The 19,441-nt window shown below is 71.1% G+C and carries 15 protein-coding genes, 2 tRNA genes and 1 pseudogene; 6 read left to right on the top strand and 12 right to left on the bottom strand.

Annotated elements, in window-relative coordinates; translation table 11 throughout:
* Nucleotides 1-9: 9 nt before the first annotated feature.
* The 4 genes from glxA to QIS96_RS11205 form a co-directional block, all read right to left on the bottom strand.
* Nucleotides 10-1,953: a radical copper oxidase GlxA gene (gene glxA, locus QIS96_RS11220; RefSeq protein ID WP_282542327.1), complete on the bottom strand. Its 1,944-nt coding sequence runs from the start codon at nucleotides 1,951-1,953 to the stop codon at nucleotides 10-12.
* Complete coding sequence (locus tag QIS96_RS11215) at nucleotides 1,950-4,190, bottom strand: glycosyltransferase family 2 protein (RefSeq protein ID WP_282542326.1); 2,241 nt, start codon at nucleotides 4,188-4,190, stop codon at nucleotides 1,950-1,952. Before QIS96_RS11215 ends, glxA begins: the two co-directional genes overlap by 4 nt.
* A 280-nt stretch (nucleotides 4,191-4,470) precedes the next feature.
* On the bottom strand, nucleotides 4,471-5,163 hold the full coding sequence (locus tag QIS96_RS11210) for a FadR/GntR family transcriptional regulator (protein ID WP_282542325.1): 693 nt from the start codon (nucleotides 5,161-5,163) through the stop codon (nucleotides 4,471-4,473).
* A gap of 85 nt (nucleotides 5,164-5,248) precedes the next feature.
* Nucleotides 5,249-5,322 (bottom strand) — tRNA-Lys (locus QIS96_RS11205).
* 289 nt (nucleotides 5,323-5,611) lie between these two features.
* On the opposite strand from QIS96_RS11205, the pseudogene QIS96_RS11200 reads away from it, so the two are divergent.
* From QIS96_RS11200 to QIS96_RS11185, 4 genes and pseudogenes are all read left to right on the top strand, one after another.
* Nucleotides 5,612-6,256, top strand: a pseudogene (locus QIS96_RS11200) (peptidoglycan-binding protein); the annotation flags it as partial.
* Between the two features lie 76 nt (nucleotides 6,257-6,332).
* Entirely contained in the window at nucleotides 6,333-7,709 is a 1,377-nt protein-coding gene (locus tag QIS96_RS11195) for an SPFH domain-containing protein (protein WP_282542324.1), read from the top strand.
* Nucleotides 7,710-7,889: 180 nt separating this feature from the next.
* Complete coding sequence (locus tag QIS96_RS11190) at nucleotides 7,890-8,489, top strand: lytic polysaccharide monooxygenase auxiliary activity family 9 protein (protein WP_282542323.1); 600 nt, start codon at nucleotides 7,890-7,892, stop codon at nucleotides 8,487-8,489.
* Between the two features lie 209 nt (nucleotides 8,490-8,698).
* A complete protein-coding gene (locus QIS96_RS11185) occupies nucleotides 8,699-10,366 on the top strand; it encodes an AMP-binding protein (protein WP_282542322.1) in 1,668 nt (555 codons plus the stop codon).
* A 58-nt stretch (nucleotides 10,367-10,424) separates the two neighbouring features.
* On the opposite strand, the gene QIS96_RS11180 is transcribed toward QIS96_RS11185, so the two are convergent.
* The 8 genes from QIS96_RS11180 to QIS96_RS11145 form a co-directional block, all read right to left on the bottom strand.
* Nucleotides 10,425-10,498: transfer RNA gene (locus tag QIS96_RS11180), tRNA-Lys, on the bottom strand.
* Nucleotides 10,499-10,571: 73 nt separating this feature from the next.
* Complete coding sequence (locus tag QIS96_RS11175; protein ID WP_282542321.1) at nucleotides 10,572-11,330, bottom strand: IclR family transcriptional regulator; 759 nt, start codon at nucleotides 11,328-11,330, stop codon at nucleotides 10,572-10,574.
* 299 nt (nucleotides 11,331-11,629) lie between these two features.
* The gene (gene ehuA, locus QIS96_RS11170; protein ID WP_282542320.1) at nucleotides 11,630-12,466 is read right to left on the bottom strand and encodes an ectoine/hydroxyectoine ABC transporter ATP-binding protein EhuA; all 837 of its coding nucleotides are present in this window, start codon (nucleotides 12,464-12,466) and stop codon (nucleotides 11,630-11,632) included.
* Nucleotides 12,456-13,106: an ectoine/hydroxyectoine ABC transporter permease subunit EhuD gene (ehuD, locus tag QIS96_RS11165; protein ID WP_282542319.1), complete on the bottom strand. Its 651-nt coding sequence runs from the start codon at nucleotides 13,104-13,106 to the stop codon at nucleotides 12,456-12,458. Before ehuD ends, ehuA begins: the two co-directional genes overlap by 11 nt.
* Nucleotides 13,103-13,846 (bottom strand): ectoine/hydroxyectoine ABC transporter permease subunit EhuC, encoded by a 744-nt coding sequence (ehuC, locus tag QIS96_RS11160; protein ID WP_282542318.1) that lies wholly within the window; start codon nucleotides 13,844-13,846, stop codon nucleotides 13,103-13,105. The genes ehuD and ehuC overlap by 4 nt, the downstream gene beginning before the upstream one ends.
* A complete protein-coding gene (gene ehuB / locus QIS96_RS11155) occupies nucleotides 13,843-14,772 on the bottom strand; it encodes an ectoine/hydroxyectoine ABC transporter substrate-binding protein EhuB (RefSeq protein ID WP_282542317.1) in 930 nt (309 codons plus the stop codon). Before ehuB ends, ehuC begins: the two co-directional genes overlap by 4 nt.
* Before the next feature lie 132 nt (nucleotides 14,773-14,904).
* Nucleotides 14,905-16,308: an amidase gene (locus tag QIS96_RS11150; RefSeq protein WP_282542316.1), complete on the bottom strand. Its 1,404-nt coding sequence runs from the start codon at nucleotides 16,306-16,308 to the stop codon at nucleotides 14,905-14,907.
* 23 nt (nucleotides 16,309-16,331) lie between these two features.
* The gene (locus QIS96_RS11145) at nucleotides 16,332-17,369 is read right to left on the bottom strand and encodes a D-2-hydroxyacid dehydrogenase (RefSeq protein WP_282542315.1); all 1,038 of its coding nucleotides are present in this window, start codon (nucleotides 17,367-17,369) and stop codon (nucleotides 16,332-16,334) included.
* 279 nt (nucleotides 17,370-17,648) lie between these two features.
* Between QIS96_RS11145 and QIS96_RS11140 the strand changes: the two genes are divergently transcribed.
* Together QIS96_RS11140 and QIS96_RS11135 are read left to right on the top strand one after the other, a co-directional pair.
* Nucleotides 17,649-18,557 (top strand): maleate cis-trans isomerase family protein, encoded by a 909-nt coding sequence (locus tag QIS96_RS11140; RefSeq protein WP_282542314.1) that lies wholly within the window; start codon nucleotides 17,649-17,651, stop codon nucleotides 18,555-18,557.
* 79 nt (nucleotides 18,558-18,636) lie between these two features.
* Nucleotides 18,637-19,374, top strand: a complete 738-nt coding sequence (locus QIS96_RS11135) for a maleate cis-trans isomerase family protein (protein WP_282542313.1) — start codon at nucleotides 18,637-18,639, stop codon at nucleotides 19,372-19,374.
* Nucleotides 19,375-19,441: the final 67 nt, after the last annotated feature.

Below are 19,441 nucleotides of genomic sequence, written 5' to 3'. Positions count from 1 at the left end.
TGAGAGCGACTACTCGGGAACCTCCACCCACACCGCCTCGCTCGGGCGGCCCTCGTCGTCGGTGACGAACAGCATGTACCAGCCGGGCTGCACCAGGTTCTTGTTCCTCGGCACGGTGACCGTCACCTTGTTCCCCGAGGTCTTCAGGCCCAGTTCGATCGAGCGCTGGTCGATGTCGGTGACGTGCGTGGACGCGCTCGGCTTGATCAGGCGGGCCGTCTTCAGGTCCTTCGCCTGCCGGGACTCGAACGTCGCGGAGCCGCCGCGCTCGATGCTCTCCTCGCCGCCGGTCAGGACCGGCTTCGCGCCGTTGTAGAGGTACGGCGGGGTGTAGATCTCGATGCGCTGCTCGAACTTGCCGGGCTTGGTGTCGGCGTCGTCGGAGAACAGCGAGTCCGAGCCGAAGACGACCACCCGCCCGTCGGGCAGGAGCAGCGAGCCCGAGTGGTAGTTGCGGCCCACCAGCGGGTCGGCCACGCGCCGCAGTCGCTCACCGCCCGGCGCGAGCATCCGCGCCTGCAGGATGTTCGAGCCGCCGCGGCCGCGGTAGTCCTCGGAGCCGCCGGTGATCAGGACGCTGTCGTCCGGGAGGATCGAGGACTGCGGGTAGCGGGTGCCCTTGTCGAGCGAAGGCCCGTCCCGGAAGGCGGGCTTGTCGTCCTTGAGGTCGATGATCCGGGTCTTCTCGCTGGACTTCTCGGACTCGCCGACACCGCCGCCGCCGATCACCATGAACCGCTCGTCCTGCGCGGGCGGCAGCATCACGGTGCCGGCGGTCTCCATCAGCTTCGGGTCGCTGAGGCCCTTGACCTTCGTGAACCTGTTGGTGTCGAAGTCCCAGATCCCGGGGTCGCGGCCCACGTCGTCGGGCCCGTACCCGGCGTTCGCCCCGGAGTAGAACAGCTTGCCGTTCGGCAGGATGAACACCGCCGGGTACGTCGGGAACTGCCGCTTCTGCGGGACGTACTCCCACTCCTTGGTGTCCGGGTCGTACACCTCGTTGCGGTCGCCCGGCACGATCTGGCCGATGTCGTCCAGGCCGGACAGGGCGAGGATCTTCCCGTCGGAGAGCGTGGTCAGCGTCGGGTACCAGCGGGCCTCGTTCATCGGGTCGACCTTGAGGTACTTCTCGGCGACCGGGTCGAACTCGTAGGCGTCCTTGATGCCTTGGAAGTCCTTCTTGTCCAGGGCGAGCTTCTGGGCGATGCCGTACGTGTTGCGCGCGTCGGCGCCCTTGAGGCCCTGCACCCGGTAGTTGTCCTCGGTGCCGGTCTCGTACTTCCTGCCGCTCCGCTGCGCCTCGACGTAGACGCGGCCGAGTCCCGGGTCGTTGCGTACGAACGCGCCCGTGGCCTTGTCGAAGACCTTCTTCGCGCGCTCCACGACCACCGGGTCCTTGGAGACGAAGGTCTTGCCGTTCTCCTTGCCGGTGAAGCGGGTGCCCGCGGGCAGTGTGATCGGCTCGTCCGGGTTCTCGTTGTGCACGATCATCAGGCCGCCGGCCTTGGTGACGTCGCCCTGGAGTTTCTCGTACCGCTTGGTGCCGCCCGCCACCAGGAGCTTGCCGTCCGGGAGTTGGGTGTGGCCGGTGCAGAACAGGTCGTTGGGCGTGGGGATCTTCTTGAAGGTCTCCTTGACCGGGTCCCACAGGACCGTGTCGAACTTCTTCGCGTCGAAGTTCTTCTCGTCGTTGCCCGAGCCCGCGACGAGCAGCACCTTGCCGGTGTGCAGGACGGCCGCGTGGATGGTGTTGAGCCGGTACTTCTCGGGGACGTCGACGAGGTCCCAGTGCCCGTTCTCGGCCTTGTACTCCGGTCTGTTGATCTTGTACTCGTGGTACTGCGCGGAGCCGAACCGCCAGAGCCACGGGCCGTTCATGCCGGCGAGGGCCACGACCACCGCTGTGCCTATCGCGAAGCGGCGGGCGCGGCGGCGGCTTGAGCGGTCTGTCATTTCTCAGGTCCCCCATGAGCTGTGTGCGGCGCCGGGTACGGCATCTGCACGGTCTGGTCGGCGGCGGCAGGGCCGGGCTGCCTCGGGTCGGCCGCCGCGGGCCGCGGCGCCGGTTCGGTCTCGGCCCAACTGGGCGTGCGCGCCGCGGGCGTGGCGGGCAGCCGCGGGTCAGGCGGCTGGGGCTGCGGCTCCGGTTGGGGCTGTTGCGTACGTGCCGGCACGGGCGGGGCGGCACCGGGCTGCACCAGCGGCAACACCTGCGTCCGCGCCCCCTCGGGCTCGGGCTGCGCCTGTCGTGCGGGCTGCGCCTGCGGTACGGGCTGTGCCTGCGGTACGGAGAGGGGCTGCCGGAGCGTGTCCCCGGGGCGCGGCTCGGGCGCGGTCGCAGAGGCCGTACGGGCCGCAGGGGCAGCAGGGGCCGAACTCCCGCCCTCCGCCGCCGACTTGCGGCGCTTCTTCTCCTGCCGCCACATGTACCGCCACGCGAAGATCGGCGCCGCCGTGATCAGCAGCGCGAACGAGGCCCAGGTGATCATCGCCGGGTGGGCGTGGCCGTACACGAACGCGGCGGCGATCGAACCGGCGAAGACCAGGATGAAGAAGAGGTGGATCCGGAACGTCCCGAACAGCGTGTCCGGGCTGGCCGACTCGCCCTTCGGGGTCACCACGAACTTGGACTTGCGGCGCAGGACCGCGTCCATCAGGGAGCGGGCGTAGATCGGCGCGGACAGCGCGGACATCACCATGCCGGCCACGCCGCCCGACCCCTCGGGCTCGTGCGGCGACACGTTGTGCCGCCGGTTCCACACGTACAGGCCGATCTGCAGCGCCGAGGCGTTGCCGTACAGCATCAGCCAGATCGTCGGGTCGATGTTCACACCCGAAGCGCCCAGGCCCAGGAACAGCGCACAACTCAGGGCCGCGAGGATCCAGTTGAGGGCGGACATCGGGTAGAAGATGATCATCATCGTGTAGTTGAAGAGCTTGCCCGGAGGCAGGGAGTACCAGCCCTTCCAGTACTGCTTGAGGATCGTCTCGTACGTCCCGCGCGACCAGCGCAGCTGCTGCGTGAAGAAGTCGGTCCAGGCGTTCGGGCCCTCGCCGACCGCGAGCACGTCGGGGGTGTAGACCGACCGCCACTTCTTGCCGGTCGCCGGGTTCTTGTGCCGGTGGATCTCGAACCCGGTCGCCATGTCCTCGGTGATCGAGTCGTAGAGCCCGCCGATCTGCTTGAGCGCCCTGATGCGTACGGCGTTGGAGGTGCCGACGAACATCGGCGCCCCGTAGGCGTTCCCGGCCCGCTGGATCAGCGCGTGGAACAGGAACTGCTGGGACTCGGCGGCCTTGGTGACGAACGTGTCGTAGTTGCCGTACACCTGTGGGCCGATGACGAAGCCGACGTTCTCGTCGCGGAAGAAGCCGAGCATCCGCTCCAGGTAGTTGGGGAGCGGCACATGGTCGGTGTCGACGGAGGCGAAGTACTCGTAGTCGTCGCCGTGCGCGTCCAGCCAGGCGTTGTAGTTGCCGTGCTTGGTCTTCGCGCGGTGCGGGCCCTTCGCCTGGTTCCACTTGGCGACGCCCTTGCGGGAGAAGTGGTGCACGCCCAGGCGCGCACAGACCTCCTTCACCTCCGGGTCGTCGCCCTCGTCGAGCAGCCAGACGTGCAGCAGACCCCGGTGCCGGATCTTGACCGCGGCCTCCAGGGTCTTGGTCACCATCTCGATCGGCTCCTTGCCGGGCACGAACGAGGTGAGGAACGCGACCCGGGTGCCGCTCTCCGGCACGACGGGGACCGGGTCGCGGGCGACGAGGGTGGCGTGCGCGTTGGACAGCACGTTCATGCAGCGGAAGAACTCGATCAGGCCGATCGAGACGAGCATGACGACGTCGAGGTGCTCCAGGTACGCGTTCGGTACGTAGTCCCGCTTCGTCCAGTGCTCGGGCTGCAGCAGCCAGGCCAGCAGCACGAGCGAGAGCAGCGGCGCGGCCCCGAGCATCAGAGCGGCGCGCACCCGGTGCGGCTCCTGGGAGAGCAGTGAGCGGTAGCGCACCTTGTACGGCTTGCCCGGCTCGGGCTGCGTGAGGGGACCGGCGAGGCGGCTGTAGTGCTCGTAGTCGTACCGCGGCAGCGACTTCTTGAGGCGCCGGAACCCGCCCGTCATGTGCGAGAGCACTCGCAACTGGGTCGTCCGGGACGCGTCGGAGTCGGGTCCGGCGCCCGTAGGCGTCGACGTCATGAGTCATCCCCCCGCACGCGGTCGGTCGCCGCGTGGTCGTCGGTCCTGTTCACCGCTCGGCCCCCCTGAACCCCGCGGTCGCGATCGGTGGCAGGCCACCGGTCGTTGAGACGCGCGGAACGCGCCGGTGGTTCGCTCCCGCTCAACTTCGGCACACCGGCCATCACATGGTGTTCACGATTCAGGCAAGGTTTCTACGTCATTGCGATGATCGCAAGGCGGAAATCCCCTGCTTGCTGATCATTTGCACGCTTTGTGGCGGGAGTTGAACGTTTTCGCTTCACGCCTGGTCAGGGCGCGGGCTCGGAGAGCCGAGCCGGGTGCGGAGGTTGCCGAAGTGCTCCCGCACGGCCTGCTCGGCCCGGAGCGTGTCGCCGGAGCGGACCGCGTCGAGGATCTCCCGGTGCTGGCGGCAGGTCACCTTCGGGTCCGGCGGAACGTCCACGAGGTCGGTGCGCACGCGGTGGAACGCGTCCCAGAATGCCTCCAGAACCTCGCCGAGGAGCGGGTTGCGCAGGCAGCGGTAGAGGGTCGAGTGGAAGGCGCGGTCGGTCTCGGCGGTCACCGCGCCGACGGCGGCCTCGCTCTCCATACGGTCCACGAGCGCGTCGAGTTCGGCGAGGTCGTTCGACGGAACCTCGCCGGCGAGCCGCGCGAGCAGTCCGGTCTCCATGGCCTCGCGCAGTTCGAGGAGTTGGAGCAGGCTGTCCTCGCCCCGGTAGTGGCCCGCGACGGTGCGGAAGGCGAGGCCCTCGATCATCGGCGCCATCGACATCGGTCCCACGTACGTGCCGAAGCCGTGCCGGATCTCGACGATGCCCATCGCCACCAGCGCCTTGAGCGCCTCCCGCACGGAGTTGCGGCTCACGCCGAGCAGCTCCATCAGTTCGGGCTCGGTGGGCAGCGGGGACCCGGAGGGCAGCCGCCGGTCGATGATGAGCTTCTTGATCCGCTCCTGTATGTCGTGCGCCATAGGCCAAAGGTATCCGGCGCGTGGTCGGGGCGTCCGTGCGCACGACGAAGGCCCCTCGCTTTCGCGAGGGGCCTTCGACTGTCTGTGCGCCGCCAGGGACTCGAACCCCGGACCCGCTGATTAAGAGTCAGCTGCTCTAACCAACTGAGCTAGCGGCGCCTGCTGACCTGGAGAACTCTACCGGATGTCGACCGGTGCTCCTGACCACCGGGCGACCGGCCCGTGCGCCGCGCGAGGCCTCCCGGCAGGGGGGGGCGCGTACAGCATTCGGACCGTCAGCATGCGATTCGGATGGACAGTTGAGAAACTGACCGGCGTGCAGCAAAGCGGACATTCAGGCCCTGAAAGTGAGCCGGGAATGGAGCCGGGATGTGAGGTGAATCGCACCCCGGCCGATTCCGGGGCCTCCCCGAGGCCCCTTCCTTTTCCCTTTCTCCTTTTCGGCGCGCGCTGTACGGCCTATCGGTACGAGAGCCTCCGGCCCGCCGCGCACCGCCCGGCCCCCGCTGAGGAAGCCCGGCGCTACCCGGGCCCCGCCGCGTTCGGCCCCGGCGCCCGCAGCCCGTACGTCACCCAGCTGGGGCGGCTGCTCGTCCAGCGCGGCGGCGGCCGCTTCTACCGCTCCGGGCCCTCGCCGGTCTGGGGCGAGGCGGACCGCAGGGCGACCCAGGCCTTCCAGCGCGCGCAGGGCTGGACGGGCGGCGCGGCGGACGGGCTGCCGGGGCCGCTGACCTGGGAGTACCTGGTCGAGGGGAAGGGGCGGGATATCCCGACACCGGGCGCGGGCGCGGGCGCGGGCGTGGGCGTGGGTGCGGGTGCGGGCGCGGGCGTGGGCGGGCCTGCCGGGGCGGCGCCCGCGTATCCGGGCCGGGGCGCGTTCCGGCCCGGGGAGTCGAACGTGCACGTGGAGCGGCTCGGCCGCCGGCTGGTGCAGAAAGGGTTCGGCAGGCACTACGCGCAGGGCGGCCCAGGTCAGGTCTGGGCCGAGAGCGACCGGCGCAACGTCGAGGAGTTCCAGCGCGCGCAGGGCTGGCTGGGCGGCGCGGCGGACGGCTACCCGGGTCCGGAGACCTGGCGGCGGCTCTTCCGCTGAACCGACACAGCAGTACGGGATCGCAGCAGTACGGCAGGACAGCGGTAGGCAGCACGGCGGAGGTGCGGAGGTACCGATGGGATCCACGACCGGCATGAGCGACAACGCCGACCCGACCGGCACGACCGACCTGACAGGAACGACCGGGGCGACCGGCGCGAGCGACGAGGCCGCTCAGCCGGAGGCCACGGGAGCGGCGCCGGCAGGGTCAGCGGCGGGATCGGCGGCGGGCGAAGGCGCAGGCGAAGGCACAGGCGCCGGCACAGTCGCCGGGGCGGCGGAGGCGTGGCGGGCTCGGGCGCAGCGGGGGGCCGCGTCCGCCGGTACCCGGACGCCCCGCCTCATCCAGACCGGGTCGACCACCGAGATCCCCCTCCACCTCCTCTTCCGCGACGAGTCCGGCCGTGCCGCCCCCGTACAGCTGCCGCCGCATCTGCCGCCGACCGTCGTCGGCCGCAGGCTGGGCACCGGGGAGCAGCCGCGGGCGGGGGCGCGGCGGCCGGTGCTCGGGCCGTCGCCCGCGCGGGCAGCGGTGCCGACGCGGGTGGCGGTGCCGGCCGAGGTCAGCGAGTGGCGCGGCCGGTCGTGGTCGGGCGCCGCCGCCGTGGCCGCAGGTGCCACCGGTCTCGCCGGATGCGCGGCGGGCTGCTGGTGGGCCGGGCTGCTGCCGACGTACGCGGTCCAGCTCGCGCGGCTCCCGGAGCAGCTCGGCGCGGGGCTCGGCCCGGCGCAGTGGGCGGTGCTCGCCGGGTCGGGCGCGCTGTCGCTCTTCGCGTTCGGCGGTCTGGGGCGGGGGCGGGTCGGCCGGGCGTGGGTGCTTTCGCTGTTCGGGCGGTACCGGGGGAGTGTGCGGCGGAACGGCCTGGTGTGGATCAACCCGCTGCTGAAGCGGCGCCGCGTCGACGTACGCCTTCGGCACTGGCGCAGTGAGCCCATGCCGGGTGTGGACGCGCACGGGGTGGCGCTGCGCGTGGTGCTGCTCGTCGTATGGCGGATCAAGGACACGGCGCGGGCGGCGCTCGGCGTCGACGACCATGTGACCTATCTGCGGGAGTGCGTGGAGGCCGCGCTCGCCGGGGTCCTCTCGCAGCTGCCGGTGGACGCGCCCCTGGGCGGTACGGGCGGGGCGACGCTGCGCAACGCGGAGTCGGTCGGCGACGCGCTCACCCGGCGGGTGGCCGTGGACGCGGAGGCGGCCGGCATCGAGGTGTTCGCGGTGCGGCCGACCCGGATCGACTACGCGCCCGAGGTGGCCGAGTCGGAGCGCCGCCGCAGGCTCGCCGCCCTGGAGGCACGGGACCGGGACACCGCCCTGACGCAGCTCGTCGACTCGGTCGAGGACACGGTCACCCGGCTCACCGTACGTGGCCTGGTCGAGCTCGACGACTGCGAACGCAAGGCGCTCGTGAAGGATCTGACGGTGGCGTTCTGCACGGGCCAGACCGAGCGCTGAGCCCCTGACGCGACGGCGGGTCCGTGGGCTGTCCGGAATCCGCCCTCATTGGTATGGACATGTCTTGTCTTCGATATGGACACCGTCAACTCCCGCCCATAATCTGTAACTTGGTCTAGACCGCAGCACTGTGCACGGCTCACAGAACCCCTCGTTCTCCAGGAGCACAGGAGCAGCAGCATGCGAAAACGGATGTACGCGGCAGCGGTGGGCATCGCCACCGTCGGGGCCTTCGTCTTCTCCACAGGCGGCGCCAGCGGCCACGGCTACACGGATTCCCCGATCAGCCGGCAGAAGCTCTGCGCCAACGGGACCGTCACCGGCTGTGGTTCGATCCAGTGGGAGCCGCAGAGCGTCGAGGGCCCCAAGGGCTTCCCGGCCGCTGGTCCCGCCGACGGTGAGATCTGCTCGGCGGGCCTCGGTCAGTTCGACGCGCTCAACTCGCCGACCAAGCCCGGCGGCGGCGCCTGGCCGACCACCAAGGTGACGAGCGGGGGCAGCCAGAGCTTCCGCTGGCAGTTCACCGCCCGGCACTCCACGACCGACTTCAAGTACTACGTCACCAAGGACGGCTGGGACGACAGCAAGCCGCTGACCAGGGCCGCCCTCGAAACGGCGCCGTTCTTCACCGTCCCGTACAACAACCAGCAGCCGCCCGCCACGCTCGAACACACCGGGCAGCTCCCGAGCGGCAAGTCGGGCCATCACGTCATCCTGTCGGTCTGGACGATCGCCGACACGGGCAACGCCTTCTACGCCTGCTCGGACGTCACGTTCTGACGCCGCCCAGGGGTGCCCTGCGATTTTCATGTCACAGTGAGACATAAAAAACTCGCGGCACCCTGCCCCCTCTCTGGTCCAGGCCCTTCCCCCGACGGCCCGGACCGCGAGCAGGCTGCGCGCACCGCACCCCCCACGCAAGGCGGTGCGCGCAGTCGCTCGCGCACACCTCTCCAATTCTGACGGCCAGTCAATTATGGTGCGGCGCCATGGGTATGACCGGTACGACCGTCGCAGACCTGGTCCACGCGCAGTGGGACGACCACCGTCCCGGGCTCCGCTGCGAGGACCGCGTACTCACCCACCACCAGGTCGCCGCCGGCGCCGCCGCACGGGCCGCGCTGCTCGTGGACCTGCTGCCGCCGGGGGCCGAGCCGCATGTCGGCGTGCTCCTCGACAACACCCCTGAATATCCGCTGTGGTTGAGCGCCGCCGCGCTCGCCGGCGCGGCCGTCGCCGGGATCAACCCGACGCGGCGCGGCGCCGAACTCGCCCGCGACATCCTGCACACCGAGTGCCGCCTCCTCCTCACCGAGCGGACCCACCTGCCGCTCCTGGACGGCCTCGAACTCCCCGGCGTACGCATCCTCGTGACCGATTCCGAGGAGTACGAGCAGCTCCTCGCCCCGTACGCGAACGCCGCCCCCGGCGACGCGGCGCTCGCCCCGCCCGACCCCTCGCGCCGCATGCTCCTCTACTTCACGTCCGGCTCGACCGGCGCGCCCAAGGCCGCGATCTGCAGCCAGGGCCGGCTCGCCGCGGCCGGCCGCTCCCTGGTCGAGCACTTCGGGGTCGGCCGGGACGACGTCCACTACGTCTGCATGCCGATGTTCCACGGCAACGCGGTGATCGCCGACTGGTCCCCGGCGCTCGCGGCGGGCGCGGCCGTGGCCCTGCGCCGCAGGTTCTCGGCCTCCGGGTTCCTGGACGACGTGCGGGCGTACGGGGCGACGTACTTCACGTACGTGGGCCGTGCCGTGCAGTACATCCTGGCCACGCCCGAGCGGCCGGACGACCGGGACAATCCGCTGCGCCTCGGCTTCGGCACGGAGGCGGGCGCGGTGGACGCGGCCCGGTTCGCGGAGCGGTTCGGGGTCCGCCTGGTGGAGGGGTACGGCTCGTCCGAGGGCGGCGCCGCCGTCCAGCGCACCCCGGACACCCCGCCCGGCGCGATCGGCCGTGCGACGCCGGGCGACGACCTGGCGGTGGTCGACCCGGCCACCGGCGAGGAGTGCCCGGCGGCGTGCCTCGACGAGGCGGGCCGGCTGCTCAACGGGGCTGATGCGATAGGGGAGTTGGTCAACCGGGGGCGCAGCCCCTTCGAGGGGTACTGGCGCAACCCGGAAGCGGACGCGGCCCGGGTGCGCGGGGGCTGGTACTGGACCGGCGACCTGTTCTTCCGCGACCCGAAGGGGTTCCTCTACTTCGCGGGCCGCAGCGACGACCGGCTCCGCGTCGACAGCGAGAACCTCGCCGCCGCCATGATCGAGAACATCCTCGCCCGCTACGAGCCGGCCGCTGCGGTCGCGGTCTACGCGGTGCCGGACCCGGTGGCCGGCGACCAGGTGATGGCGACGCTCGCCCTCGGCGATGCCCCCTTCGACCCGGGCGACTTCGGCCGGTTCCTCGCCGCGCAGGGCGACCTGGGCCCCAAGATGCTGCCCCGCTTCGTCCGCCCGGTGCGCCGGATGCCGGTGACGGCGACGAACAAGGTGCACCGTGTAGCCCTGCGCCGCGCGGGCTTCCGCTGCCCGGACCCGGTGTGGTGGCGCCCGGACACGGAGGTGTCGTACGAGCCGCTGACCCCGGCCGCCGAATCGGCGCTCCTCGACCGCTACCGAGAACAGGGGCGGGAGGAGCTGCTCGGCCGCCTGTGAGCCCGGTGCCGCGCACGACGAAGGCCCCCCGCTTTCGCGAGGGGCCTTCGACTGTCTGTGCGCCGCCAGGGACTCGAACCCCGGACCCGCTGATTAAGAGTCAGCTGCTCTAACCAACTGAGCTAGCGGCGCCTGCTGACTCGTAAATAATACCCAACCCCGAGGGGTGCTTCTGACCACCCGGGGTCGGACGGAGCGCGTGGGTTCAGATGGCGAGGGAGAGCAGGACCGGGGCCGCGCTGCGGTTCAGGCTCTCGGCTGCGGCGCGCAGGCGGTGGGCGCTCTCGACCGGCATGGACAGGGCCAGACAGCCGACCGAGGCGCCCGCGGTGATCGGGACGGCCGCGCAGACCGTGCCCACCGCGTACTCCTGCAGGTCGAGGATCGGGACCGTGGGCGGTTGGGAGTCCAGCCGGCTGAAGAGCAGCCGCTCGTTGGTGATCGTCTTCGAGGTGAACCGGGCCGGCTTGTGGCGGGAGAGGTGGTCCCGGCGGCCGTTGACGTCCAGCTGTGTGAGCAGGCTCTTGCCGACGGCGCTGGCGTGCGCGGCGGAGCGGAAGTCCACCCACTCGTTGACCGCGGGGGCGTCGGGGCCGGCCGCGTACTGCGTGATCTTCACTTCGCCGTCGATGTACCGGCTGATGTAGACGGCGGCGCCGACCGTGTCGCGCAGGCGGTCCAGGGTGGTCTGCAGCTGGCCCTTGATCGCCTCGTCGTGCGCCGCGCTGGAGCCGAGCTTCGCGAAGGACTCGCCCGTCGCGTACGCCCCGTCGCTGACCTGGCGTACGTACCCTTCGCGGCGCAGCATCAGGAGCAGCGCGGAGAGAGCCCGCGGGGGCAGCCCCGTGAGGCGTGCGATCTGCACGTCGGTGACGCCGGCGGGGTGCCGGGCCACGGTTTCGAGCACACGCAGGGCGTGCTGCACCGAGTGGTACGGCGCGGTCGACTCTGGCTTCAGCGCCACGGTTTTCCCCCTGCATGGACCGGTTCCGGACAGCTGGGCTCGGTACCACGATAGCCGCCAAGCGCCGCCAACGGAGGGGCTGTTGACAACTTTCGTGGCGTGATCCGGCCCTCGTGCGGCCCCACAAGCAGGAACGCGCCACACTGGCATATGCCAAGGTCAATGCCCTGGTGGAGAACGCCGGTTCTGATCGCCGACGGCCTTCGCGGCGGACTCACGGACCGCGTCCGCGGACGACGAAGGGCCCCGGCCGTACGCGAGGTTCGGCGGGGCCCTTCGACAGGGGGAGCGGCGGGCGGCTAGAGGACCGCGCTCAGGAATTCACGGGTCCGCTCGTGGTCCGGGTCGCCGAAGATCTTCTCCGGGGAGCCGGACTCGATGATGCGGCCCGAGTCGAACATCAGGACCTGGTCCGAGATGTCCCGGGCGAAGTTCATCTCGTGCGTGACGCAGAGCATGGTGATGTCCGTGGAGTGCGCGATGTCCCGCAGCACGTCCAGGACGCCGGCCACCAGCTCCGGGTCGAGCGCCGATGTGACCTCGTCGAGGAGGAGGACCTGCGGGCGCATCGCGAGCGCGCGGGCGATCGCGACGCGCTGCTGCTGGCCGCCGGAGAGCTGCGTTGGGTACGCGTCGCAGCGGTCGCCGAGGCCGACCAGGTCGAGGAGCTCGCGGGCCCGCTCGTCCGCCTCGTCCTTGGACAGGCCGAGGACGTGCACCGGGGCCTCGGTGATGTTCCGCAGCACCTTCATGTTCGGGAACAGGTTGAACTGCTGGAACACCATGCCGATGTTCTTGCGGACCTCGCGGATGTGCTTGTCGCCCGCCGGGACCAGCTTGCCGCCGCGCTCCTCGTGCGTGAGGTACTCGCCGCCGACCTTGATGGTGCCCTCGTCGGGCTTCATCAGGGTCATCAGGAGCCGCAGGATCGTCGTCTTGCCGGAGCCGGACGGGCCGATGAGGGTGACGTGCTTGCCGGAGTCGACCTTGAAGTCCAGCTCGTCGAGGACGGTGTTGCTGCCGAAGCGCTTGGTGACCTTGTCGAAGCGGATCAGCTCGCTGCCGTCGACCGTCGGGTTGGCGGTCTCCTTGGAGCCGCCGGCGTTCGGGTTGGTGGGAGTGCTGTCAGCGGACAAGGCGACGCTCCAGGGCTCGGAGAAGAAGGGAGGCCGGGTAGGCGATGACGATGAAGGCGATGCCGACGACGACGAGCGGCTCGACCATCTGGAAGGTGACGGAGCCGAACTGCCGTGCCTCGCCGAGCATTTCGAGGACGCCGATCGTGGCGATCAGCGGCGAGTCCTTGAGCATCGCGACGACGTAGTTGCCGAGAGCCGGGATCACTCGGCGGATGGCCTGCGGCAGGATCACCGCGAGCCAGGTGCGCGAGCGCGGCAGGTTGAGCGCGGTGGCGGCCTCCCACTGGCCCACCGGAACACCGTCTATGCCGGCGCGGTACACCTCGGCGGTGTACGTGGAGTAGTGCAGGCCGAGGCCGATCACGCCGGTGGTGAGCGCCGAGAAGGTGATGCCCCACTCGGGCAGCACGTAGTACAGGAAGAACAGCTGCACGAGCAGCGGGGTGTTGCGGATGAACTCGGTGACCACGGTCACCGGCCAGCTCACGGCCTTGAGGGTCGAGCGCTGGGCCATCGCCCAGACGAGACCGAGGGTGAACGCGACGATCACGCTGAGGACCAGCGCCTGGAGCGTGACGAGCACGCCGTCCCAGAACACCGGCATGAAGTCGCCTACTGAGGACCAGTCCCACTTCATGCTGCACCACCCGTTCCGCCGCTGACCCCGCTGGCCGCCAAGTCGTTCGTCTGTCGGAGGGAGAGCTTGCGCCGCTTCGGCGGGGCCTGCCCGATCCCGGCCTTGGCCTGCCGTTCGAGGAGGCGCATGCCGCGCGTCATGACGAAGGCGAGGACGAAGTACATGACGAGGATGACCGTGTAGATGGGGGCGCTCTCGCCGGTGGCGTTACGCACCAGCGAACCCGCGAAGGTGATGTCGTTGACGCCCAGGATCGACACCAGGGCGGTGCCCTTGAGCAGCTCGATCAGCAGGTTGTTCAGCGGCGGGACCATCTCGGGCCAGGCCTGCGGCAGGATGACCTTCCGCAGCGACTGGGCGGGCGTGAAGCTCAGCGCGATGCCCGCCTCGCGCTGCGCCGGCGACACCGCGGCCACGGCGCCGCGGACGATCTCGGAGCCGTACGCCCCGTAGGTGAGGCCCATCGCGAGCACCGCGGCCCACATGGGGACGAGCTGCCAGCCGAAGCCGAGGGGCAGCGCGAAGAACACCAGGAACATGAAGACGAGCGCGGACGTGCCGCGGAAGATCTCGAAGTAGGCGCCGGACAGGAAGCGCACGATCCAGAGTCGGTGGGTGCGGGCCAGGCCGATGACGAGGGCGACGACGGCGCCGAGCGCCGCGCTGAAGACCGTCAGCTGGACGGTGATCCACAGCCCCTTGAAGACGAGCTCCCAGAGCCCAGGAGTGATCTCGCTCATGGCTTGCACTTCTCCTCGGCGCGGATGGTGGTCATCTGGTCCTTGGTGAAGCCGAACGGCCGCATGATCTCCAGGAGTTCACCGCTGCGCTTCAACTTGTGCAGCTCGCGGTTGAACGCGTCCCGCAAGGTGGTCTCCGGGCTGCGGAAGGCGAAGCCGCCCACGTCGATGACGGGCTTCCCGTCGACGTACGGCTGCACCTCCTTGGTCGCCTCGACGCCCGAGCCGGGCCCCGCCTGCTTCACCGCGTTGAACACGGTCACCGCGGTGCCGACGAACACGTCGATACGGCCCTGCTTCACGGCGAGCAGACCGGCGAGCTGGTCGGGCAGGGTGCCGATGTCCTTGACGCCGGCCTCCTTCGCGTAGTCGATCTCCGCGTACCCGACGCCGGTCGCCATCTTGGCGCCCGTCTTCGCGATGTCCTTGTACGAGTGCAGGTTCTTCGGGTTGCCCTTGCGGACGATGAACGCGTCGAGCATCTGGTACTCGGGGTCCGCGAAGATGACCTGGTCGCAGCGTTCCGGGTTGATGTACATCCCGGCCGCGACCACGTCGAACTGCAGCGAGTTCAGGCCGGTGATCAGCGAACCGAACTCGATGGGGAACGGCTCGACCTTGTCGACGCCGAGCTCCTTGAAGATGCGCTTCGCGATCGCGGGCGAGGAACCGGTCATCTCGCCGTCGCTGCCGATGTAGCTGTACGGCTGCTCGCCCGCGAGCCCGAGACGCACGCTCCCCTTCGCTCGCAACTGCTCCAGTAGGTGTCCTCCGTCACCGGTGTCTGCGGTGGCCACACGGCTGCATCCGGCGGTCGCGCCGACGGCGCCCACCGCGCCCAACGCCGCCGCCCCCGCGAACAGTGAGCGACGGCGGAGCCCGCTTTTCCTTGTGCTTCCTGAGTTGTTCCCCTGTGGTGGAGCCATGGGCGCGCGGCTACCCGACTGGCGGGGAGATATGCCGATCGTTTTCAGTCCTTGACCCGGACGGACTGCTTCCGTTGCGCCGCCCGGCCGAACGGCGCTGCTCCGTCCGTGTTGCCCCGACTCCCGGCGTTTTCAGGTCAGTTCGGGACGCGGAATGTCCGTCGCTCCGGACATGTACAGCGCCTGCGCGGCCCGCAGCACGAGCCCGTCCGCATGCCGTGCCGCGACCAGCTGCACCCCGATCGGCAGCCCCGCCCCGTCCACCCCGCAGGGCACCGTCGCTGCGGGCTGCTGGGTGAGGTTGAAGGGGTACGTGAACGGGGTCCAGCCGGTCCACCGGCGGTGCCCGGAGCCCTTCGGCGCCTCGACTCCCGCCTCGAACGCGGTGATCGGCAGCGTCGGCGTGACGAGCAGGTCGTACGTCGTGTGGAACCGGCCCATCCGGCGCGCGAGTTCCAGCCGGGCGTCCACCGCCGCGAGGTAGTCGAGTGCGCTCAGCCGGGCCCCGCGGCCGGATATCTCCCGCAGTCCGGGGTCGAGGGCGGCCCGCTGCTCCTTGCCGAGGTGCTGGATGCGGCGAGCCATGCCGCTGCACCACAGCGTGTGGAAGGCCTCCACGGGGTCGCTGAAGTCGGGGTCGGTCTCCTCGACGTACGCGCCGAGCTCGGCGAGCTTCTCCACCGCGCGCCGCACCGCCGCCGCCACCTCGGGGTGCACGGCGACCTGCCCGCCGAGCGAGGGCGAGTACGCGACGCGCAGGCCGCGCACCCCGTCGTCCAGGCCCGCGCGGAAGCTGCCCGGGGCCGCGGGGAGCGCCGAGCCGTCGCGCGGGTCGGGCACGCCGATCGCGTCGAGGACGAGGGCGGCGTCCGCCGCGTCCCGGGTCATCGGGCCGACGTGCGAGAGCGTCCCGAGAGTGCTCGCCGGGTACAGCGGCACCCGCCCGTACGTCGGCTTCAGTGCGAAGATCCCGCAGAACGCACCGGGGATGCGCACGCTGCCCCCGCCGTCCGTGCCGAGCGAGACCGGGCCCGCGCCCAGCGCCACCGCCGCCGCGCTGCCGCCGCTGGAGCCGCCCGCGGTGCGCGCCGGGTCGTACGGGTTGCCGGTCGCGCCGTGCAGCGGGGAGTCGGTGACGCCCTTCCAGCCGAACTCGGGCGTCGTGGTCTTGCCGAGGAACACCGCGCCGTGCTCCCGCAGCCGGGCCACGCTCGGCGCGTCCTCGTCCCAACTCCCGTGCGGGTCAACGGTGGTGGAGCCGCGCAGGGTGGGGCCGCCGCGCTGCAGCAGCAGGTCCTTCACCGAGACCGGCACGCCGTCGAGCAGCCCGGCCGGCTCGCCGCGCCGCCACCGCCCGGCGGACTCCTCGGCCTGCCGCAGCGCCTCGTCGGCGTCGACCCGGACGAACGCGTTGACCTTGCCGTCCGTGCGCCCGATGCGGTCCAGGGCCGCTCGGGCGGCGTCCACCGGGCTCAACTCGCCCTTGCGGTATCGGTCGATGAGCTGCACCGCGGTGAGGTTGCCGAGCTCGGTCATCCGCCCTCCAGGACACTCAGTGGTCAGTGCCCGGGGACATACCCACGTTTCTTGTCGATCACGTTCGTGAGCGGCTTTCCGGCGGCCCAGTTCTCGTACAACTCCACGAACTGCTCGCCGAGTTCGTCCCGCCAGCCGACCACGTCGCCGCTCATGTGCGGTGAGACGAGGACGTCCGGCAGGTCCCAGAGCGGGCTGTCGGCGGGCAGCGGCTCCTCCTCGAAGACGTCGAGGGCGGCGCCCGCGATCCACCGCTTGCGGACCGCGTCCACCAAGTCTTCCTCTACGACGAGCTGGCCGCGGCCCACGTTGACGAAGCGGGCCGAGGGCTGCATCAGGCCGAAGCGGCGGGCGTCGAACATGCCGCGGGTGTCGTCGGTCAGGGGCGCGACGGACACCACCCAGTCGGCGCGGGTGAGCAGCCGGTCGAGCTCGTCCTGGCCGTGCACGCCCTCGCGCGCGGTCCGGCCGACGAGCGCCACGCGCAGGCCGAGCGCCTTGAGGGTCCTGGCGATGGCCTGCCCGATCGGCCCCGAGCCGACCACGCACGCGCGCGTGCCGCGGACCCGCTGCGTCTCCCGGTGCCGCCAGACCCGCTCGCGCTGCAGCTCCAGGGTGCGCGGCAGCTGCTTGGCGAAGGCGAGCACGAGCCCCGCCACGTACTCGGCGATGGGCTGGTCGAAGACGCCGCGCGCGTTGGTGACGACGGTGTCCGACTCGACAAGCTCGGGGCAGAGCAGGTGGTCGGCGCCCGCGCTCGCGGTGTGCACCCAGCGCGGCCGTGGCCCCGCGCCGGGCCAGGCGTGGCGTACGGCGTGGGAGCTGAAGTCCCAGACGAGCAGCACGTCGGCGAGGGGCAGCTGCTCGGCGAGGGTCGACTCGTCGGCGTGCAGGATGCGGGCGCGGCCGGTGAGGCGGCCGAGGCGGGGCAGCGGCTCGGCGTCGAGGACGAGGAGTGTGGGCTCGGGAGGAGGCGGTTCGGGGCGGGTGTCGGAGCGGGCTTCGGAGGGAGCGTCGGAAGGGGCGTCGGAACGGGCTTCGGAATGGGCCGGTTCGGACATCGCGGGGAAACCGTTCGGCAATGCGTTTCCGCTTCTCTTGAGGAGGTCGGCCGACACGCGGCCGGTGCGTCGGAGATGCGCGGATTGACCACGCTGGCACCGGAACCTACCTTCGTCAACAAGGGCAGTTATCCACGCCCCTCGTGACCCTCAGAGGTCTGCTCGTCATCTGTCCCGACGTCCCGGCGAGCGCCGGCACATTCGCTCCACCTTCCGGCCCCCGGCCGGCCCTTCCCTCACATTTGCCGCTTCGGCGCCTTCGCAGAATCAGGGCCTGTCATGGACGTCTCCTTCCTGGGTGGACCCCACCCGCAACGTGGCATCGGCATCGTCGCCCCTTTTGACTTCGCCCTCGACCGGGAACTCTGGCGCTGGGTTCCCGACGAGGTCTCCCTGCACCTGACCCGGACTCCGTACGTGCCGGTGGAGGTCAGCCTCGACCTGGCGCGCCTGGTGAGCGAGCATCAGACGCTGCGCTCCGCGGTACACGCGCTCAGTGCCGCCGAACCCGAGGTCCTCGCGTACGCCTGCACGTCCGGGAGCTTCGTCGACGGCATGGCCGGCGAGCGCACCATGAGCGCGGCGATGGAGGCGGCCGGCGAGGTCCCGGCGCTCACCACATCGGGCGCGATGCTCGAAGCCCTCGCCGAGCTGGGCGCGCAGCGCATCGCGCTCGTCACCCCGTACACGGCCTCCGTGACCGAGGCCCTGGAGGACTATCTGGCCGAGGCCGGCATCACGGTCGTCAGCCAGACCGGCCTCGGCCTCACCCGGCACATCTGGAAGGTGGCCTACCGCGAGGTCGTCGAGATGGCCCGGCACGCGGTGCCCCGCGATGTCGACGCCCTCTTCATCAGCTGCACCAACCTGCCCACGTACGACGTGATCCCGCAGTTGGAGGCCGAGCTGAGGATGCCGGTCGTCTCGGCCAACCAGGTCACGATGTGGGCCGCGCTGCGCCGACTGGGTACCAGTGCGGTGGGGCCGTACCAGACGCTGATCGACGAGTCGGCGCGGCGCAGCATGCTGCGGGCGGGCGGACCGCTCGCTCCGGCGCCGCGGCAGGACGCCGCCCCGGCGACCGCCGGTGCGGCCCCCGAGCAGCAGCTGTCGGAACAGCCGGGCTTCGCGGAGCCCCCGGTGTTCCCGGAGCCGCCGGTGTTCCCGGAGTTCCCGGGCGCCGAGTGACGCGCCGGGCGCCGGGTGGTCCGCACCCGGCGCCCGACCGCACCACTCGCAACACCGAGCAGCACGGAGGACGCAAGCGATGACCGCACTCGGATTCCTCTACCCGGGGCACTCCGCCGAGGACGACTACCCGCGCATGGAGCAGCTGCTCGGCAGCGACATCCGCCTCGCCGTGATCCACACGGACATCGGCGAGGACGCCCACCGGGTCGACGCGCTGCTGCGCATGGGCGCACCCGACCGGCTCGCGGCGGGCGTCGAGGAGTTGCGGCTCTCCGGCGCGGAGGCGGTGGTGTGGGCCTGTACGTCGGGCAGCTTCGTCTTCGGCTGGGAGGGCGCGCACGACCAGGTCAGGGACCTGGCCAAGGCGGCGGGGCTGCCCGCGTCGAGCACGTCGTTCGCCTTCGCGCACGCGGCCGGCGAGGTCGGCGCGGACCGGGTGGCGGTCGCGGCGACCTACCCCGAGGACGTGGCCGAGCACTTCGTCGCCTTCCTGCGGGCGGCGGGCATCGAGGTCGTCGCGATGCGCGGCAGCGGCATCATCACGGCGGCGGAGGTGGGCACTTGGGGGTACGAGGAGGTCCTCGCCCTCGCCCGCGCGGGCGACCACCCGGACGCGGCGGCGGTGCTCCTGCCGGACACGGCCCTGCACACCGCGGCCCACGTCCGCGACCTGGAACACGACCTCGGCAAGCCGGTCCTCACGGCCAACCAGGTCACGGTCTGGGAGGGCCTCCGCCTGGCGGGCCGCAGGGTGAACGCGCCGGCGCTGGGCGCGCTGTTCACCCGAGAGCCCATCGTGCAGGTCCCGAGCTAACCCTGCGGGGCCTGCTTTTCCCCTCCCCGCCCCTTCCCCAAAGACCTGCGGTCGGCCCCGGGGGCTC

The organism is Streptomyces cavernicola, assembly GCF_029968035.1.
Classification (GTDB): Bacteria; Actinomycetota; Actinomycetes; order Streptomycetales; family Streptomycetaceae; genus Streptomyces; species Streptomyces cavernicola.
This window is presented reverse-complemented; position numbering and strand designations above follow the sequence as displayed.